The following is a 15,733-nucleotide window of genomic DNA, read 5'->3' as shown; positions in this document are numbered from 1 at the left end:
GACCCCGGTACGTGAGCGGCTCACCATCACCGCATGCACCTTCGGGTCACGTTCGTCGCCGCGGCGCGCAGCTCCACGCCGCTCGCGGAGCGCTTCGAGGACGACCGGCCGCTGGACCAGGCGGGCTGGGCCGAGGTGGAGCGCGTCGCGGCGGATCTGCTGCCGCTGGCCGCGGCCGAGCTGCGCTACTGCTCGCCGACGCCGCGCAGCCGAACGACCGGCGACGCCCTGGGGTACGCCCCGCTGGTCCAACTGGCGCTGCGCGACTGCGACATGGGCCGCTGGCGTGGGCTGACGCTCGGCGAGGCGATGGCCCGTGAGCCGCAGGCGGTGGACGCCTGGCTCGCCGACCCGAGCTCCACCCCGCACGGCGGTGAGTCGCTGCTGTCCTTCATCTACCGGGTCGGGGGCTGGCTCGACACCCGCCCCGTCGCCGACGGCGGCCACATCGTCGCCGTCGCCGAGCCCGCCGTGATCCGCGCCGCCCTGGTGTACGTCCTGAAGGCGCCGCCCGCGACGTACTGGAACATCGACGTACGCCCGCTGTCCACGATCAATGTCACGGGCTGGGCGGGGCGCTGGAACCTGCGCCTCGACGGCGGCGCGCCGGCTCAGTCGCTGCGGGCGTAGCCGCCGCCCTCGCGGTCGCCCTCGCGGGTGTAGTCGGTCGTGAGCAGCAGGTCCTTCGCCGGGCCGCCGACCCGCCACACGCTCCGCCAGTGGTCCGCGTCCCGCACGGTGAACTCGCCCCGGTAGAGATCCGCGGCACAGGGATGGTCGGCGACGTGCCGTCCCGAGGCCAGGTCCAGGTCGTGGAAGAGACGTCCGTCGGCGAAGCGGACGTCCGCGGTGCCGGGCCGGTCGCCCGGCAGGAAGCGCAGGGTGCGCTCGGCGGGCCGGGAGACGCCGTGCCAGGTGAACGTCCCCGTCTCCGCGTACAGCAGGCCCGCCTCCCGCAGCGGGCCGAAGTCGGCGGCGCCCTCGAACCGGCCCTCCTCGCCGCTCGCCAGGTCCAGCACGGTGCGCGTCACACGCCAGCGTCCGGCGAGGTGGGCCAGGACGTCGGGAACGGGCCAGAACTCCTCGGCCGTCGGGGGCAGCGCATCCATGCCGCCGACCCTACGCCCGCACACCGGGCTCCCCTGACGCGCTCATGCCTCCTGCCCCGCGGGTGCGGCCGCCGACGTCTCGCCCAGCGGCAGCAGCCCGCGCTCGGCGAAGACCTTCTTCGCCGCCAGGGTCGCGTTCAGCGCCCTCGGGACACCGGCGTAGACGGCGGAGTGCAGCAGCGCCTCCACGATCTGCTCCGGGGTGAGACCGACGTTCAGCGCCGCGTTGACGTGCACGTCGAGCTCCAGCTCGCAGCCGCCCAGGGCGGTGAGTATGCCCAGGGTCACCAGCTGGCGGTCGCGCGGGGCGAGGCCGGGGCGGTCGTACATCTCGCCGAAGGCCCAGGCGACGATCTGGTGGCCGAGTTCGGGGCTGACGTCGTCGAGCGAGTCGACGACCCGCTGCCCCGCCTCGCCGTCGACCCGCTTCAGGACGTCCAGGCCGTGGGTGAACCGCTCTTCGCGCGTGGTGCTCTCGCTCATCTCGACTCGTCCGTTCCCGGCCGCCGTCCGTCCAGCAGCCGTTCGTAATGGGTGATCTTGTCGTCCAGCGCGGAGGCGTTGCGCCGCAGCGCCCGGATCCGGTCCGCCAGCTCGGCGCGGTGCTCGCGCAGCAGCTCCAGCCGGTCGGCGACCGTGACGTCCCCCGCCGCCCGCAGCCGGGCGAAGCGCTGCATGTCGGCGATCGACATCCCCGTCTCGCGCAGCCGCAGCAGGAACTCCAGCCACGCCACGTCCGCCGCCTGATAGCGCCGCTGGTTCCCGGCGCTCCGCCCCACCCGCTCGATCAGGCCGGCCTTCTCGTAGTAGCGCAGCGTGTCGTGCGAGAGCCCGGTCAGCTGGGCGACCCGGGCGATGGTCAAAGTGGTCTCCCGGTCCTGCGGGAGGGGCTGTCCGCTGGTCATGAGAAAACCGTAGAACCTGGAGCACGCTCCAGGTCAAGCACCCTTCGCGATCACCCTGCGAAGTACTTCTGAGCTGCGCGGACACCGGCCACGAGGGCGTCGACCTCGTCCGGGGGCGTACGCTGCGCGCAAGGCCAACTCGCCCTGACGCGGCCTGACATCGCCGTACGGCGGCCGCGTGGAACGGACGAAGGATCTCGGCTTCTGATGCGCAGTGCCCGCGCCCGTCGGATATCCCGGCAGGCCCTCACCTTCGCGGTGGTCGGTGTGGTCAACACGGCCACGTACTACGCCCTCTACCTGCTGCTCCTGACGTGGTGTCCCTACCTCGTCGCGCACGTCCTGGCCTTCGGGATCAGCATGACCGGGTCCTTCTTCCTGAACGCGCGGTTCACCTACCGGGTCCGGCCGACCCTGCGGAAGTTCCTGCTGTTCCCGCTGACCAACGCCGCCAACTTCCTGGTCACCACGGCGGGCGTCTACGTGGTCGTCGACGTGCTGCACGCCGGCAGCCGCTTCGCCCCGCTGCTCGCCTCGGCGGTGGCGGTCCCGGTGACCTTCGTCGTCTCGCGCCTGATCATGCTGCCCGGCGCCGAGGGGGCGGAGGACCGGCCGCAGCCGCAGGTGCCGAGTGCATAGACATCCGAGCGATTGCATAAACGTGCAAGGATGCGTATAGTCATGCCATCCAGAGGAGGGTGGCATGACACTACGTGCGGCGGTGGCCGGAGCGAGCGGGTACGCGGGCGGAGAGCTCCTGCGGCTGCTCCTCGCGCACCCCGAGGTCGAGATCGGAGCCCTGACCGGCAACTCCAACGCCGGTCAGCGGCTCGGTGCGCTCCAGCCGCACCTGCTGCCGCTCGCCGAGCGGGTGCTGGAGGAGACCACCGCCGAGACCCTCGCCGGGCACGACGTCGTCTTCCTCGCGCTGCCGCACGGGCAGTCCGCCGCCGTTGCCGAGCGGCTCGGGCCGGACGTGCTCGTCGTCGACATGGGGGCCGACTTCCGGCTTGAGGACGCGAGTGCGTGGGAACGGTTCTACGGCTCCGCCCACGCCGGGACCTGGCCCTACGGCCTGCCGGAACTTCCGGGTCGCCGCGCCGCGCTGGAGGGGTCCAAGCGCATCGCGGTGCCCGGTTGCTACCCGACCGCCGTCTCCCTCGCACTGTTCCCGGCGTACGCCGCGGGGCTCGCCGAGACCGAGGCCGTGGTCGTCGCCGCGTCCGGCACCTCCGGCGCGGGCAAGGCGCCCAAGCCGCACCTGCTGGGCAGCGAGGTCATGGGCTCGATGTCGCCGTACGGCGTCGGGGGAGCGCACCGGCACACGCCCGAGATGATCCAGAACCTCAGCGCGGTCGCCGGGGAACGGGTCACCGTCTCCTTCACACCGACCCTCGCGCCGATGCCCCGCGGCATCCTCGCCACGTGCAGCGCGAAGGCGAGGCCCGGCGTCACCGCCGAGACCGTGCGCGCCGCCTACGACAAGGCCCTCGCCGACGAGCCCTTCGTCCACCTCCTCCCGGAGGGGCAGTGGCCCGCGACCGCGTCCGTGCACGGCTCCAACGCCGTCCAGGTACAGGTCGCGTACGACGCCGACGCGGGCCGTGTCATCGCGATCAGCGCCATCGACAACCTGACCAAGGGCACCGCGGGCGGCGCCCTCCAGAGCATGAACATCGCCCTCGGGCTCGACGAGACCACCGGACTTTCCACGATCGGAGTCGCACCGTGAGCGTCACGGCAGCCAAGGGATTCACGGCCGCGGGCATCGCCGCCGGGATCAAGGAGAACGGCAACCCGGACCTGGCCCTCGTGGTCAACACCGGGCCCCGCCGCGCCGCCGCGGGCGTCTTCACCTCCAACCGTGTGAAGGCCGCGCCCGTCCTGTGGTCCGAGCAGGTGCTGAAGAGCGGCCAGTTGTCGGCGGTGGTGCTCAACTCCGGTGGTGCCAATGCCTGTACGGGGCCCCAGGGTTTCCAGGACACCCACGCCACCGCCGAGAAGGCCGCCGACGTGCTCGGTGTGGGCGCCGCCGAGGTCGCCGTCTGCTCGACCGGCCTCATCGGCGTCACGCTGCCCATGGGCAAGCTGCTCCCCGGGATCGACACGGCTGCCGCCCAACTCTCCGAGCACGGCGGCGAGAAGGCCGCCATCGCCATCAAGACCACCGACACCGTCCACAAGACGTCCGTCGTCACCAAGGACGGCTGGGTCGTCGGCGGCATGGCCAAGGGCGCGGGCATGCTCGCCCCCGGCCTCGCCACCATGCTCGTCGTCGTCACCACCGACGCCGACGCCGACAGCGCCGTCCTGGACAAGGCGCTGCGCGACGCCACCCGCGTCACCTTCGACCGCGTCGACTCCGACGGCTGCATGTCCACCAACGACACCGTGCTGCTGCTCGCCTCGGGCGCGTCCGGAATCACCCCGGACTACGAGGAGTTCGCCGCCGCCGTCCGTGCCGTCTGCGAGGACCTCGGCCAGCAGCTCATCCGGGACGCCGAGGGCGCCAGCAAGGACATCAGGGTCGAGGTGGTGGGCGCCGCGACCGAGGAGGACGCCGTCGAGGTGGGCCGCTCCATCGCCCGCAACAACCTCCTCAAGTGCGCCATCCACGGCGAGGATCCCAACTGGGGCCGTGTCCTGTCCGCGATCGGGACGACGAAGGCCACCTTCGAGCCGGACCGGCTCAACGTCGCGATCAACGGCGTCTGGGTGTGCAGGAACGGCGGCGTCGGCGACGACCGCGACCTCGTCGACATGCGCTACCGCGAGGTCCACATCGTCGCCGACCTCGCCGCCGGCCATCAGACGGCGACGATCTGGACCAACGACCTCACCGCCGACTACGTCCACGAGAACAGCGCCTACTCCTCATGAGCACCCGCAAGCACACCGCGCTGCCCAAGGCGCAGACCCTCATCGAGGCGCTGCCCTGGCTGACCCGGCACCACGGCAAGACGGTCGTCATCAAGTTCGGCGGAAACGCCATGGTGGACGAGGAGTTGAAGGCCGCCTTCGCCCAGGACGTCGTCTTCCTGCGGCACGCCGGCCTGAGGCCGGTCGTCGTGCACGGCGGCGGCCCGCAGATCAGCGCCGCCCTCGACCGGCACGGCATCGTCAGCGAGTTCCGGGCGGGCCTGAGGGTCACCACCGAGGACGCCATGGACGTCGTCCGCATGGTGCTGGCCGGGCAGGTGCAGCGCGAGCTGGTCGGACTGCTCAACCAGCACGGCCCGTTCGCCGTCGGCCTCACCGGTGAGGACGCCCACACCATCACGGCCACCCGCCATCGACCGCGTATCGACGGGGAGTTGATCGACATCGGCCGGGTCGGCGAGATCACCGCGATCGACACGGGGGCGATCGAGGCCCTGCTCGCCGACGGCCGTATCCCGGTCGTCTCGTCGATCGCCCGGAGCGAGGACGACGGACATGTCTACAACGTCAATGCTGATACGGCGGCTGCGGCACTCGCTGCTGCGCTGGGGGCCGAGACCCTCATGGTCCTCACGGATGTCGAGGGCCTCTACGAGGACTGGCCGCACAGCGACGAGGTGATCAGCCGCCTCACCGCCTCCGAACTGGAGAAGCTGCTGCCGGAGTTGTCCGCCGGCATGGTGCCCAAGATGGAGGGCTGCCTGCACGCCGTACGCGGCGGGGTCACGACCGCCCGCGTCATCGACGGCCGGGTCCAGCACTCGATCCTGCTGGAGATCTTCACCGACGAGGGCATCGGCACGATGGTCGTGCCCGACGAGAAGCCCGGCGAGAAGTCTGACGAGAAGCCCGGCGAGAAGTCTGACGAGAAGCCCGGCGAGAAGCAGGACCAACTGCCTGGCGAACAGGGGGAGTCGTGAGCAACCAGGAACTGACCGAGCGCTGGCAGGGCGCGCTCATGAACAACTACGGCACCCCGCGCCTGCCCCTGGCCTGCGGCGCGGGCACCCGGCTGTGGGACGCCGACGGCAAGGAGTACCTCGACTTCGTCGGCGGCATCGCCGTCAACGCACTCGGCCACGCCCACCCGGCCGTCGTCGACGCCGTCTCCCGGCAGATCGCCTCCCTCGGCCACGTCTCCAACCTGTTCATCGCCGAACCGCCCGTCGCCCTCGCCGAACGGCTCCTGGAGCTCTTCGGCCGGGACGGCAAGGTGTTCTTCTGCAACTCGGGCGCCGAGGCCAACGAGGGCGCCTTCAAGATCGGCCGGCTCACGGGACGTACCCACATGGTCGCCACCGAGGGCGGCTTCCACGGCCGCACCATGGGCGCCCTCGCGCTCACCGGCCAGCCCGGCAAGCAGGAGCCGTTCCGGCCGCTGCCCGGCGACGTCACCCACGTACCCTACGGCGACGCCCAGGCGCTCGCCGCGGCGGTCACCGAGGAGACCGCGCTGGTCGTCATCGAGCCGATCCAGGGCGAGAACGGCGTCGTCGTCCCGCCCCCCGGCTACCTCAAGGCGGCCCGCGCCATCACCGCCGCCACCGGCTCCCTGCTCGTCCTGGACGAGGTGCAGACCGGGATCGGCCGTACCGGGAACTGGTTCGAGTACCAGCGCCACGAGGGCGTGCTCCCCGACGTCGTGACCCTCGCCAAGGGCCTCGGCGGCGGACTGCCGCTGGGCGCCACCGTCGCCTTCGGCCGCGCCTCCACCCTGCTCCAGCCCGGCCAGCACGGGACGACCTTCGGCGGCAACCCGGTCGCCTGCGCCGCCGGGCTCGCCGTCCTCGACACCATCGCGCACGACGGACTGCTGGCGAACGTCAAGCGGCAGAGCGAGCGGCTGCGCGACGGCATCGAGTCCCTGGGCCACCCGTTGACCGGCCATGTCCGGGGAGCGGGCCTCCTGCTGGGTATCGTGCTCACGGAGCCGCTCGCACCGCAGGTGCAGCAGGCGGCTCAGGAGGCCGGCCTCCTGGTGAACGCGCCCGCTCCCGACGTCGTACGGCTGATGCCGCCGCTGACCCTCGGCGACGACGAGACGGAGGCGTTTCTCCGGGCGCTGCCCGGCGTCCTCGACGCAGCCCATGGGGAAGGACGATCCGGAGAATGAGACGACGATGAGCCAGCCGCAGGACCACGAGCACGAGCAGACCGCGGGGCCTGCCGTTCCGCAGACCCGTACCGCACGCCACCGCCGGATCGTGGACATCCTCAACCGGCAGCCGGTGCGCTCGCAGAGCCAGCTGGCGAAGCTCCTCGCCGACGACGGACTGACCGTCACCCAGGCGACGCTGTCGCGGGACCTGGACGAGCTGAACGCGGTGAAGATCCGCAACAACGACGGCGACCTCATCTACGCGGTGCCGAGCGAGGGCGGCTTCCGCACGCCGCGCGCTCCGCTGGGGGAGTCGGCGAAGGAAGAGCGGATGCGGCGGCTGTCGCAGGAGTTGCTGATCTCGGCGGAGGTCTCCGCCAACCTCGTGGTCCTGCGAACCCCCCCGGGGGCCGCGCAGTTCCTCGCCTCGGCCATCGACCAGGCGGAGTTGCACGACATCCTCGGGACGATCGCCGGTGACGACACGCTGTTGCTCATCAGCAGGGATCCGCAGGGGGGACAGGGGCTGGCGGATCACTTGCTGAGGCTGGCTCAGAAGGGCTAGCAGGCAGAGGAGTTGGCGCCCCTGCTCATCCGAGCCGGGACGCCAACCCTCCGGTGCACCGCACCTCGTCGCCCGCCGTGATGAGCAGGGCCTCCACGTCCGGCAGGCTCTCCAGCCACGCCAGGCCCGCCCGTGACCCCATCGCGAACGCGGCGGTGGCCCAGCAGTCCGCCCAGGTCAGCCGGGGGGCGACCACGGTGACCGAGACGAGGTCGGTCACCGCCGACTTCCCCGTCCGCGGGTCCACGATGTGGGCGCCGCGCTCCGCCGTGCCGGACGTGGCCACCGCCAGCTCGGCCGCACCGGCCGCCGAGATCACCGCCGCCAGGCCGCCCGGCCGCAGCGGATCGGCGATCCCGACGCGCCAAGACCGGTGCGGCTCGGGGGTCCCGGTCATCTGGACGTCCCCGCCGCCGTTCACGCTCACGCCGTTCACCCCGGCCGCCGCGATCCGCCGCGCGGCGCGCTCGGCGGCCCAGCCCTTGACGATGCCGGTCGGGTCGAGCCGTCCCTCGTACGTCGTGCTGAACCAGCCCTCGCTCACCCGCTCCGCCTCGGCCGCCAGCGCGAGCACCTCGGCGACCTCGGGATCGCAGTCGGCCACCGTCAGCTCCTTGCGGGCCAGCCGGGACACCTGGCTGTCCTCGCGGTAGGTGCTGAACACCGCGTCGGCGCGGTGCAGTGCGGCCACGGCCTCGTCGAGCGCCGCCCGCACCTCGGCCGGCTCCCCGCCGCGTACGTCGAAGGAGAAGACGGTCCCCATCACCTCCTCCGCGTGCCGCACCTCGGAGGCGGACCCCGCGGACCCGGCCACCGTGTCAGTCACCGGCCTGGTCCAGCGCGGACTGGAGCGACTTCCGGTAGCCCGTGCTGGTGTACGTGGCACCCGAGACGGCGTCGATGTCCGCGCTCCCGGCCGCCACGGCCTCCTTGTTGAGGCGGGGCACGGCGAGTTCGGTCTTCTGGCTGCTGGTGCCGCCCTCGGGCGCCCGCACCGCGTCCGCCGCGGTGACCTTGCCGCCGCTGACCGTGATCCGGACCTGGACCGGCCCGTACGGCGTCTGCGAGACCTTGCCGGTGAGGGTCCGGGACGCGGCCCCGGCGGCCTTGGAGGACGATGCCGACGGCGACGCCGAGGGGGAGGAGCCGCCGGTCTCCGTCTTCATCCGGTCCAGCGCCGACTGGAGCGACTGCTTGTACCCGGTGCTCGTGTACGTCGCCCCCGAGACGGAGTCGAACCGCGCGCTCTGCGTGGCCACCGCCGCCCGGTTGAGCCGGGGAATGGCGAGCGCCGACTTCTGGCTGCTGGTGCCGCCCTTGGGCGCCAGCACCGCCTCCGCCCCGGTGACCTTGCCGTCGCGCACGGTCAGGCGCACCTGCACGGCGCCGTACTGTGTCCGGGCCACGTCGCCGGTGACCGTGCCCGGGCCGGCGGCCTGCGCGTCGCCCTGCGCGTCGCCCCGCGCCGGCTCCTGGGCCGCGCCGCTCCGCGCTGACGCCGCGCCCGCCGCGCCCGCCGCCTCGGACTCCGGGCCCGACGCCGGCTTGAGCGACAGCAGCAGGACGACACCGGACACGGTGGCGGCGGTGACCAGCACGATGCGTCGTACCGGGTGGTTCTTCCTCATCTGGACCGTTCTCCTGACGTCGCGTGGATTGCCGTCGCTCACATCTCGAACGACTCGTGATGGATGCGGCGGGCGGGGACCCCCGCGCCGCGCAGCGCCTCGTACACCGACTGCGCGAAGCCGGGCGGCCCGCACATGAAGACGTCGTGGTCGTCGATGTCCGGGATCTTGAGCCGGAGGTTCTCCGCCGAGATGTCCGGCCGCTCGCCCTGAGGACTGTTCACCGCGTACATCAGCCGGGCCCCGCGCTCGTCGGCGATCGTGGCCAGCTCGTCCCACAGGGCCAGGTCCTGGGTGGTGTTGGCCCGGTAGAGCAGCGTCAGGTCGCCGGCCGCGCCGGGCAGCGTCTCGAACAGCGCGCGCATCGGCGTGATGCCGACGCCGCCCGCCACCAGCAGCACCTTGCCGCAGCTGCGCCGGGCCGCCGTCAGGGCGCCGTACGGGCCCTCGGCCCATACCCGCGTGCCGGGGCGCAGCTCGCGCAGCCGGCTGCTGTGGTCGCCGAGCGACTTGACGGTGATGCGCAGCATGCCGGGGCGCGGCGCCGCCGACAGCGAGTACGGGTGCGAGCTGAACCGCATGCCCGGGGCCAGGAACCGCCACCGGAAGAACTGGCCCGCCTCGGCCCCCATCCGGTGCAGCTTCCGCCCGCTGATCAGCACCGACACGATGCCCGGCGTCTCCTCGATCACCGCCTCGACCCGCATCCGGTGGCGCAGGTTGAGCCGGATCGGGGTGAGGATGCGGTACCAGAGCAGCAGCGCGGTCACCGTGCCGTACAGCCCGTACCAGAAGGTCTTCGCGGCCGGTTCGAGCGCGAAGTCGTTGCCGGTGCTGATCTGGTGCCAGAACGTCAGGAACACCGCGGCGTACGTCATCAGGTGGAGGTGGTACCAGGTGTCGTACGGCATCCGGCGCCGGAGTCCGCCGATCGACACCAGCCCGATGAGCACCAGCAGCCCGGTGCCGGCCGCGGCCTTCCCCATGTCCGGCAGTTGTTCGACGGAGTCGACGGTCTGCCGCACGATGTCGCCGAGCGACCTGCCCGCCTGGAGCGCGTAGCCCCACATGGTCAGGAAGACGTGCGCGAGGACGAGGCAGAGCGTGTAGCGGCCGCTCATCGCGTGCCAGCGCGCCACCCGGTCCGAACCCACGCGCCGCTCCAGCGCGGGCACCCGCGCCATCTGGAGCACGACCAGCGCCATGAGGTACCCGGCCAGCAGCCCGGTGATCCGGCCCGCGCCCAGGATCCTGCCGGTGTCGTCCGCGATGGACGGCGTGTTGTGCCACCAGAGCCAGAGCACCCCGGCCGCCCCCGCCCCCACACCGAGCAGCAGCGGGACGGCGGGGGAGCGGCGCGGGCGGATGCGGCGCAACGTCTGACGGCGGGCGGCACGTCCGCCCGCGAGCGTGGTGGTCACGGTTCCTCCGTGGGGACGGGACCCTTGACCCACAGATACGCGCCGGACCTGCCGCGTGTTCAGCGGTCCGCCGAGTCGAGCGCGGACTGGAGCGACCGGCGGTAGCCACCGCTGGTGTACGAGGCTCCCGACACGGCGTCGATGTCCGCACTCTGCGCGGCCAACGCCTCCTGCCGCAGCAGGGGGAGGGCGTAGCGGCTGATCGCCCGGTCCCGCGGGCTCTCGTCCGGGGAGCGCACCGCGGTGACATCGGTGAGCCTGCCGTCCTCGGTGGTCACGCGGACCTGGACGGGCCCCCAGCGGGTCTGCACCGGATCACCGGTGACGGTCCTGGTGCCGCCGTCAGTCCCGGCGGTGGCGTGCGCGGTGCCGGCCGGCACGGACGAGGGGGCGCCCATCGTCGCCGCCGGACCGGCGTGCGGCTTCAGGGCGAGCAGGAGCACCGTCCCGGTGACGGTGGCGGCGCTCGCCAGCACGATGCGGCGCAGGGGACTGTTCTTCTTCAGGGCGTGCACGACGGCCTCACAACTCTCGTACCTCCGGCGGTGTTTCGGCTCTCACAGCTCGAACGACTCGTGGTGGATGCGCCGGTCCGGCACCCCGGCCGCGCGCAGCGCCTCGTACACCGACCGCGCGAAGCCGTGCGGACCACAGAGGTACACGTCGTACCCGGCGACCTGAGGGAAGGCCGCGCACAGCCACTCGGCGGTGATGCCCGGGCGCTGTCCCGCCGGTCCGTTCAGCGCGTACAGCAGCTGCGCCCCGCGCCACCGGGCTATGGCCTCCAGTTCGCCGGCGAGGGCGAGGTCCTCTGCCGTGCGGGCGCGGTAGATCAGGGCGACCTCGCCGGGCAGCGTCTCGAACAGGGCGCGCAGCGGCGTGATGCCGACGCCGCCCGCGATCAGCAGGGACCGGTGCGCACCGGCACGGTCGGCGGTCAGCGACCCGTACGGGCCCTCCGCCCACACACGGGTGCCCGGCCGCAGTCGTGCCACGGCCGCGCTGTGGTCGCCGAGCGCCTTGACCGTGATGCGCAGCCGGTCGGGGCGCGGCGGCGCGGACAGCGAGTACGGCGTCGACGTCCAGCTGGTCCCCGGTGCGAGGAACCGCCAGCGCAGAAACTGCCCCGGCCGCGCGCCCAGTTCGTCCAGCCGCCGCCCGCGGACGGCGACCGAGTACACGCCCGGCGCCTCCTGGTGCACGGACTCGACATGAAGCCGGTGGCGCCGGTTCAGCCGCACCGGGGCGAGGATCCGGAACCAGCAGACCAGGCCCGCGTCGCCCAGATACAGGGCGTACCAGAAAGCGGTCGCCACACGGTTGCCGGTGAAGTCGCCGCCCAGCCCAACCTGGTGGCCGAAGGCCAGGAAGACCGCGGCGTACGTGAGGAGATGGACGTAGAACCAGAACTCGTGGCTGACCCGGCGGCGCACGGCCCGCGCCGAGACGAACCCCACCGTGAGGAGGGTGGCCGTCGCGGCGGTGGCCTTGAGCATGTCGGGCAGGTGGACGACCGCGAGCGCCTCGCCGAGGAGCGAGGTGCGGTCCTGCACCGAGTAGCCGGCGACGATCAGCGCGACGTGCGCGAGCAGCAGGCACACCGTGTACCGGCCCGCCATTGCGTGCCAGCGCGCCACCCGGTCCGAGCCGACGCGCGACTCCAGCAGCGGCACCCGGGCCATCAGACCCACGAGCACCGCGCAGGCGTACCCGCACAGCAGACCGGTGATCCGCCCGGCCCCGGTGAACCAGTCCGCCGCACTCACCACCGGGCCGGTGTCCGCCCACCACAGTGCGATCACGGCGGCCGCCCCGGCCCACAGCACGGCGAGCACGGGGCCGGCCGGTGAGCGCCGCCGCGAGGTCGGCCGTGAGGCAGGCGCCGTGCTCGCCGCGTGCCGCTCGTGCACGGTGGTCATGAGTGCGTCCCTTCGTCCGTCCGCCAGGTACGCAACTGTGCGGGGCGAACTTCTGAGGGACCTCTGAGCGGGCGCCGTACCGGTCCCGCCCGGTGCCACTCAGAGGAAACTCACAGCTCCCGGCGCCGCCGGACGCCCGGAACAGGGGCGATGCTGGAAGACGCGATGAACACCACCCGCTCCGGCCGCCCCGCCCTCACCCGCCCCGACGGCACCCCGCTGCGCGTGCTCGTCGTCGATGACGACCCCGACCTCGCCGAGGTGCTCACCGGCGCCCTGCGCTACGAGGGCTGGGAGGTGCGCGCGGCCGGCGACGGAGCCGGCGCGGTGCGTGCCGCCCGTGAGCTGCTGCCCGACGCCGTCGTCCTCGACGTGATGCTGCCGGACACCGACGGCTTCGCCGTGCTGCGCGAACTGCACACCGTGAAGCCGGACGTGTGTGTGCTCTTCCTCACCGCGCGGGACGCCGTCGAGGACCGCATCGCGGGCATCACCGCGGGCGGCGACGACTACGTCACCAAGCCGTTCAGCCTGGAGGAGGTCGTCGCCCGGCTGCGCGGACTGCTGCGGCGAGCGGGCATGGCCCGGCAGCTGGAGGAGGGGGCGCGGCTGGTCGTCGGCGACCTGGCCATGGACGAGGACACCCGCGAGGTGACCCGGGCCGGCGCGCTGATCGAACTGTCGCCGACCGAGTTCGAGCTGCTGCGGTTCCTGATGGGCAACCCGCGGCGCGTGCTGAGCAAGGCGCAGATCCTCGACCACGTGTGGTCCTACGACTTCGGCGGCCGCGCCCATGTGGTCGAGCTGTACATCTCGTACCTGCGCAAGAAGGTGGACGCGGGCCGCGAGCCCATGATCCACACGGTGCGCGGGGCCGGGTACGTGCTCAAGCCGGTGGTCGTGTGACCGCCGCCGGCACGGAACGTGACCGTCGGCCGCGTCTGCCTCTGCGTCTCCGTCTGCGCCTGCCCCGCCCCCGGACCCTGCGGGCCCGGCTCACCGCCGGGCTGGTGGTGCTGCTGGCGGTGAGCTGCGCGGCGGTCGGGGTGGCCGCCGTGGTCGAGCTGGGCGGCTTCCTCACCGAGCGCCTCGACCAGCAGCTCGCCCAGGTCGGCACCCGGTTCCCGGCGAGCCTGGAACACCACGGGCGGCTCCCGGACGACCACGACGGCGACGAGTACGGCGACACCCGCAGACAGGCCCCCGGCACCTTCGCGGCCCGTCTGGTGAACGGAAGGGTCACCAACAAGGCGCTCGTGCGCCCCGACGACCTCACCGCGAACCTGGGCGTGCGCCTGACCGGCCAGGACGGGACACGGCTCGCCCGGGTCCCGGTCGACGGCCGGGCACACACCGTCGACCTCTCCGCCCTGGACCACTACCGGGTCCTCGCCGCGCGGGGACTCGACGGGGACGTGCTGATCGTCGGCCTGCCGCTGGAGCCGGTGGAGGCCGCGGTGCACCGCCTGGAACTGGTCGCGGCGTGCGTCTTCGGCCTGGCCCTCGCCGCGGCCGGAGTCGCCGGAGCCGTGTGGGTGCGCTGGTCGCTGCGGCCGCTGAGCCGGGTCGCCGACACCGCCGTCCGGGTCAGCGAACTCCCGCTCGCCAGCGGGGAGGTTGCCCTGCCGGCACGGGCACCGGAGTCCGACCCGCGCGGCGAGGTCGGCCGGGTCGCGACCGCCTTCAACCGCATGCTGGGCCACGTCGAGGACGCGCTGACCAAACGCCACGCCAGCGAGGAGCGGCTGCGCGGCTTCGCCGCCGACGCCAGCCACGAGCTGCGCACCCCGGTCGCCTCGGTCCGCGGCCACGCGGAGCTCGCCCTGCTGCATCCGGGACCGGTGCCGCCCGAGGTCACCCGGGCGCTGGAGCGCATCGCCGCGGAGTCGTCCCGGATGGGCAAGATGGTCGACGAGATGCTGCTCCTGGCCCGGCTGGACGCCGGCCGCCCCCTGGAGCGTCACCCCGTCGACCTCACCCGCCTCGTCCTGGACGCCGTCACCGACGCCCGCGCCGCCGGCCCCGGCCACCACTGGACGCTGGAGCTCGCCGAGGAACCGGTGACGGTGACCGGCGACGCCCATCGCCTCCAACAGGTGTTGGCCAACCTGTTGGCCAACGCGCGTTCGCACACACCCGTGGGCACGACGGTGACCGTGTCCCTGGAGACCGACGACACGACCGACGGCATGACCGACCGCACCACGGTCCGGCTCGACGTCCACGACGACGGCCCCGGCGTCCCCGCGGACGTCCGGCCCGGGGTCTTCGAGCGCTTCACCCGAGCCGAACACCGCCGCCGTGCGGACGCCACCACCGGCGGCGGGGCCGGACTGGGGCTGTCGATCGTGGCCGCGGTGGTCGAGGCGCACGGCGGGAGCGTGGGCCTGACGAGCCGGACGGGCGCGACAACCTTCACGGTGCGGCTGCCCGGGGACGGCGGTCTCAGTACTGCGTGATCGCCGTCGTCCCGCTCTCCGTGCCGATCGCGATGTGCGGCTTCGACGACGGGTTCGCCCACGCGAGGACGGCGCGCATCGCGTCCGCCGGGACCGACACGCAACCGGCCGTCGCCGCCTCGCCGTTGACGTGGAGGAAGATGCCGGCGCCGCGGCCGCGCACCGGCCGGTCGTAGTTGAAGCCGATGACGAGGGCGTGGGCGTACTGCTCCGCGTACGTGATCAGGTGCTCGGACTCGGCGGCGCGGCAGTCGGCCGGGCGGGGCTCGCTCCAGCGGTTGTAGGAGCGGGAGTCGTTGTCCTGGCACCACCAGGACTCCTCGTGCACCGGCCGGTACGCCACGCTCGTGCCGGCCGGTGCCGCCTTGATGCCGAAGGCGAACGGGAGGTCGTACAGGCCGGCCGGGGTCGTGTTGGTGCCCTGCTTGCGGGCGGTGCCCTCGACCAGGCCCTTCGCGCCGAAGCGGGCGGTGGCCGAACCGGCCTTCACCCACTGCCCGTCGCGCAGGTCCCACCAGGTGACGGTGCCCGACGTCGCGTCGGCGTGCGGCGCCTGAGCGGTGATCAGCTGGGTGCCGCCCCCGGTGTCCGCCAGGCGGGCGGGCAGCGGGGCCGGGCCGGCGCCGGGCGCGGCACCGAGCACGAGGAGGGACGCGGACACGACGGCGGCGACGACACCTGGGCGCATG

18 protein-coding genes are annotated in these 15,733 nt (G+C 73.0%); 9 read left to right on the top strand and 9 right to left on the bottom strand.

Annotation, left to right across the window (positions count from 1 at the left end; genetic code table 11):
* The first annotated feature begins 33 nt into the window (after positions 1-33).
* Complete coding sequence (locus tag QFZ74_RS05635) at positions 34-630, top strand: histidine phosphatase family protein (protein ID WP_307619667.1); 597 nt, start codon at positions 34-36, stop codon at positions 628-630.
* On the opposite strand, the gene QFZ74_RS05630 is transcribed toward QFZ74_RS05635, so the two are convergent.
* From QFZ74_RS05630 to QFZ74_RS05620, 3 genes are read right to left on the bottom strand one after another with little or no spacing between them, the layout of a single operon-like run.
* Positions 612-1,109 (bottom strand): DUF6314 family protein, encoded by a 498-nt coding sequence (locus QFZ74_RS05630; RefSeq protein ID WP_307619666.1) that lies wholly within the window; start codon positions 1,107-1,109, stop codon positions 612-614. The two genes, QFZ74_RS05635 and QFZ74_RS05630, sit on opposite strands and share 19 nt — an antisense overlap.
* Before the next feature lie 42 nt (positions 1,110-1,151).
* Positions 1,152-1,592 carry a carboxymuconolactone decarboxylase family protein gene (locus QFZ74_RS05625; RefSeq protein WP_307619665.1) on the bottom strand — a complete coding sequence of 147 codons (441 nt, stop codon included), beginning with the start codon at positions 1,590-1,592 and terminating at the stop codon, positions 1,152-1,154.
* Complete coding sequence (locus QFZ74_RS05620; RefSeq protein WP_307619664.1) at positions 1,589-2,014, bottom strand: MerR family transcriptional regulator; 426 nt, start codon at positions 2,012-2,014, stop codon at positions 1,589-1,591. The genes QFZ74_RS05625 and QFZ74_RS05620 overlap by 4 nt, the downstream gene beginning before the upstream one ends.
* 207 nt (positions 2,015-2,221) lie before the next feature.
* Here QFZ74_RS05620 and QFZ74_RS05615 point away from each other — a divergent pair, with 207 nt between their 5' ends.
* The 6 genes from QFZ74_RS05615 to QFZ74_RS05590 all read left to right on the top strand — a co-directional run bounded on the left by QFZ74_RS05615 (position 2,222) and on the right by QFZ74_RS05590 (position 7,617).
* Positions 2,222-2,653, top strand: a complete 432-nt coding sequence (locus QFZ74_RS05615) for a GtrA family protein (protein ID WP_307619663.1) — start codon at positions 2,222-2,224, stop codon at positions 2,651-2,653.
* Between the two features lie 64 nt (positions 2,654-2,717).
* Positions 2,718-3,746 carry an N-acetyl-gamma-glutamyl-phosphate reductase gene (argC, locus tag QFZ74_RS05610; protein WP_307619662.1) on the top strand — a complete coding sequence of 343 codons (1,029 nt, stop codon included), beginning with the start codon at positions 2,718-2,720 and terminating at the stop codon, positions 3,744-3,746.
* Positions 3,743-4,894 (top strand): bifunctional glutamate N-acetyltransferase/amino-acid acetyltransferase ArgJ, encoded by a 1,152-nt coding sequence (argJ, locus tag QFZ74_RS05605; protein WP_307619661.1) that lies wholly within the window; start codon positions 3,743-3,745, stop codon positions 4,892-4,894. Before argC ends, argJ begins: the two co-directional genes overlap by 4 nt.
* Entirely contained in the window at positions 4,891-5,874 is a 984-nt protein-coding gene (gene argB, locus QFZ74_RS05600; protein ID WP_307619660.1) for an acetylglutamate kinase, read from the top strand. The genes argJ and argB overlap by 4 nt, the downstream gene beginning before the upstream one ends.
* On the top strand, positions 5,871-7,067 hold the full coding sequence (locus QFZ74_RS05595) for an acetylornithine transaminase (protein WP_307619659.1): 1,197 nt from the start codon (positions 5,871-5,873) through the stop codon (positions 7,065-7,067). Before argB ends, QFZ74_RS05595 begins: the two co-directional genes overlap by 4 nt.
* 7 nt (positions 7,068-7,074) lie before the next feature.
* A complete protein-coding gene (locus tag QFZ74_RS05590; protein WP_307619658.1) occupies positions 7,075-7,617 on the top strand; it encodes an arginine repressor in 543 nt (180 codons plus the stop codon).
* A 25-nt stretch (positions 7,618-7,642) separates the two neighbouring features.
* Here the strand turns inward: QFZ74_RS05590 and QFZ74_RS05585 are convergent, their stop codons facing one another.
* Genes QFZ74_RS05585 through QFZ74_RS05565 form a run of 5 tightly spaced genes read right to left on the bottom strand, consistent with a single transcriptional unit; the run spans position 7,643 to position 12,585 of the window.
* On the bottom strand, positions 7,643-8,443 hold the full coding sequence (locus tag QFZ74_RS05585; RefSeq protein WP_307619657.1) for an FAD:protein FMN transferase: 801 nt from the start codon (positions 8,441-8,443) through the stop codon (positions 7,643-7,645).
* The gene (locus tag QFZ74_RS05580) at positions 8,436-9,245 is read right to left on the bottom strand and encodes an FMN-binding protein (protein ID WP_307619656.1); all 810 of its coding nucleotides are present in this window, start codon (positions 9,243-9,245) and stop codon (positions 8,436-8,438) included. The genes QFZ74_RS05585 and QFZ74_RS05580 overlap by 8 nt, the downstream gene beginning before the upstream one ends.
* A gap of 38 nt (positions 9,246-9,283) precedes the next feature.
* Positions 9,284-10,666 (bottom strand): ferredoxin reductase family protein, encoded by a 1,383-nt coding sequence (locus QFZ74_RS05575; protein ID WP_307619655.1) that lies wholly within the window; start codon positions 10,664-10,666, stop codon positions 9,284-9,286.
* Positions 10,667-10,725: 59 nt separating this feature from the next.
* Positions 10,726-11,181 (bottom strand): FMN-binding protein, encoded by a 456-nt coding sequence (locus QFZ74_RS05570; RefSeq protein WP_307619654.1) that lies wholly within the window; start codon positions 11,179-11,181, stop codon positions 10,726-10,728.
* 42 nt (positions 11,182-11,223) lie between these two features.
* Complete coding sequence (locus QFZ74_RS05565; RefSeq protein ID WP_307619653.1) at positions 11,224-12,585, bottom strand: ferric reductase-like transmembrane domain-containing protein; 1,362 nt, start codon at positions 12,583-12,585, stop codon at positions 11,224-11,226.
* Positions 12,586-12,750: 165 nt separating this feature from the next.
* Between QFZ74_RS05565 and QFZ74_RS05560 the strand changes: the two genes are divergently transcribed.
* Both QFZ74_RS05560 and QFZ74_RS05555 read left to right on the top strand, forming a co-directional pair.
* Positions 12,751-13,491 carry a response regulator transcription factor gene (locus tag QFZ74_RS05560; protein ID WP_307619652.1) on the top strand — a complete coding sequence of 247 codons (741 nt, stop codon included), beginning with the start codon at positions 12,751-12,753 and terminating at the stop codon, positions 13,489-13,491.
* Positions 13,488-15,044 (top strand): sensor histidine kinase, encoded by a 1,557-nt coding sequence (locus QFZ74_RS05555; RefSeq protein WP_373462349.1) that lies wholly within the window; start codon positions 13,488-13,490, stop codon positions 15,042-15,044. Before QFZ74_RS05560 ends, QFZ74_RS05555 begins: the two co-directional genes overlap by 4 nt.
* Here QFZ74_RS05555 and QFZ74_RS05550 read toward each other — a convergent pair.
* On the bottom strand, positions 15,031-15,732 hold the full coding sequence (locus tag QFZ74_RS05550; protein ID WP_307619651.1) for a L,D-transpeptidase: 702 nt from the start codon (positions 15,730-15,732) through the stop codon (positions 15,031-15,033). The two genes, QFZ74_RS05555 and QFZ74_RS05550, sit on opposite strands and share 14 nt — an antisense overlap.
* Between the last annotated feature and the right edge of the window lies 1 nt (position 15,733).

The organism is Streptomyces sp. V3I7 (genome assembly GCF_030817495.1).
In the GTDB taxonomy this organism is placed as follows: domain Bacteria; phylum Actinomycetota; class Actinomycetes; order Streptomycetales; family Streptomycetaceae; genus Streptomyces.
This window is presented reverse-complemented; position numbering and strand designations above follow the sequence as displayed.

Bases quoted from the DNA above. Each gene is read 5' to 3' on its own strand.
- QFZ74_RS05635 (WP_307619667.1), top strand. From the start codon at position 34: ATGCACCTTCGGGTCACGTTCGTCGCCGCGGCGCGCAGCTCCACGCCG.
- QFZ74_RS05630 (WP_307619666.1), bottom strand. From the start codon at position 1,109: ATGGATGCGCTGCCCCCGACGGCCGAGGAGTTCTGGCCCGTTCCCGAC.
- QFZ74_RS05625 (WP_307619665.1), bottom strand. From the start codon at position 1,592: ATGAGCGAGAGCACCACGCGCGAAGAGCGGTTCACCCACGGCCTGGAC.
- QFZ74_RS05620 (WP_307619664.1), bottom strand. From the start codon at position 2,014: ATGACCAGCGGACAGCCCCTCCCGCAGGACCGGGAGACCACTTTGACC.
- QFZ74_RS05615 (WP_307619663.1), top strand. From the start codon at position 2,222: ATGCGCAGTGCCCGCGCCCGTCGGATATCCCGGCAGGCCCTCACCTTC.
- argC (WP_307619662.1), top strand. From the start codon at position 2,718: ATGACACTACGTGCGGCGGTGGCCGGAGCGAGCGGGTACGCGGGCGGA.
- argB (WP_307619660.1), top strand. From the start codon at position 4,891: ATGAGCACCCGCAAGCACACCGCGCTGCCCAAGGCGCAGACCCTCATC.
- QFZ74_RS05590 (WP_307619658.1), top strand. From the start codon at position 7,075: ATGAGCCAGCCGCAGGACCACGAGCACGAGCAGACCGCGGGGCCTGCC.
- QFZ74_RS05580 (WP_307619656.1), bottom strand. From the start codon at position 9,245: ATGAGGAAGAACCACCCGGTACGACGCATCGTGCTGGTCACCGCCGCC.
- QFZ74_RS05565 (WP_307619653.1), bottom strand. From the start codon at position 12,585: ATGACCACCGTGCACGAGCGGCACGCGGCGAGCACGGCGCCTGCCTCA.
- QFZ74_RS05560 (WP_307619652.1), top strand. From the start codon at position 12,751: ATGAACACCACCCGCTCCGGCCGCCCCGCCCTCACCCGCCCCGACGGC.
- QFZ74_RS05550 (WP_307619651.1), bottom strand. From the start codon at position 15,732: ATGCGCCCAGGTGTCGTCGCCGCCGTCGTGTCCGCGTCCCTCCTCGTG.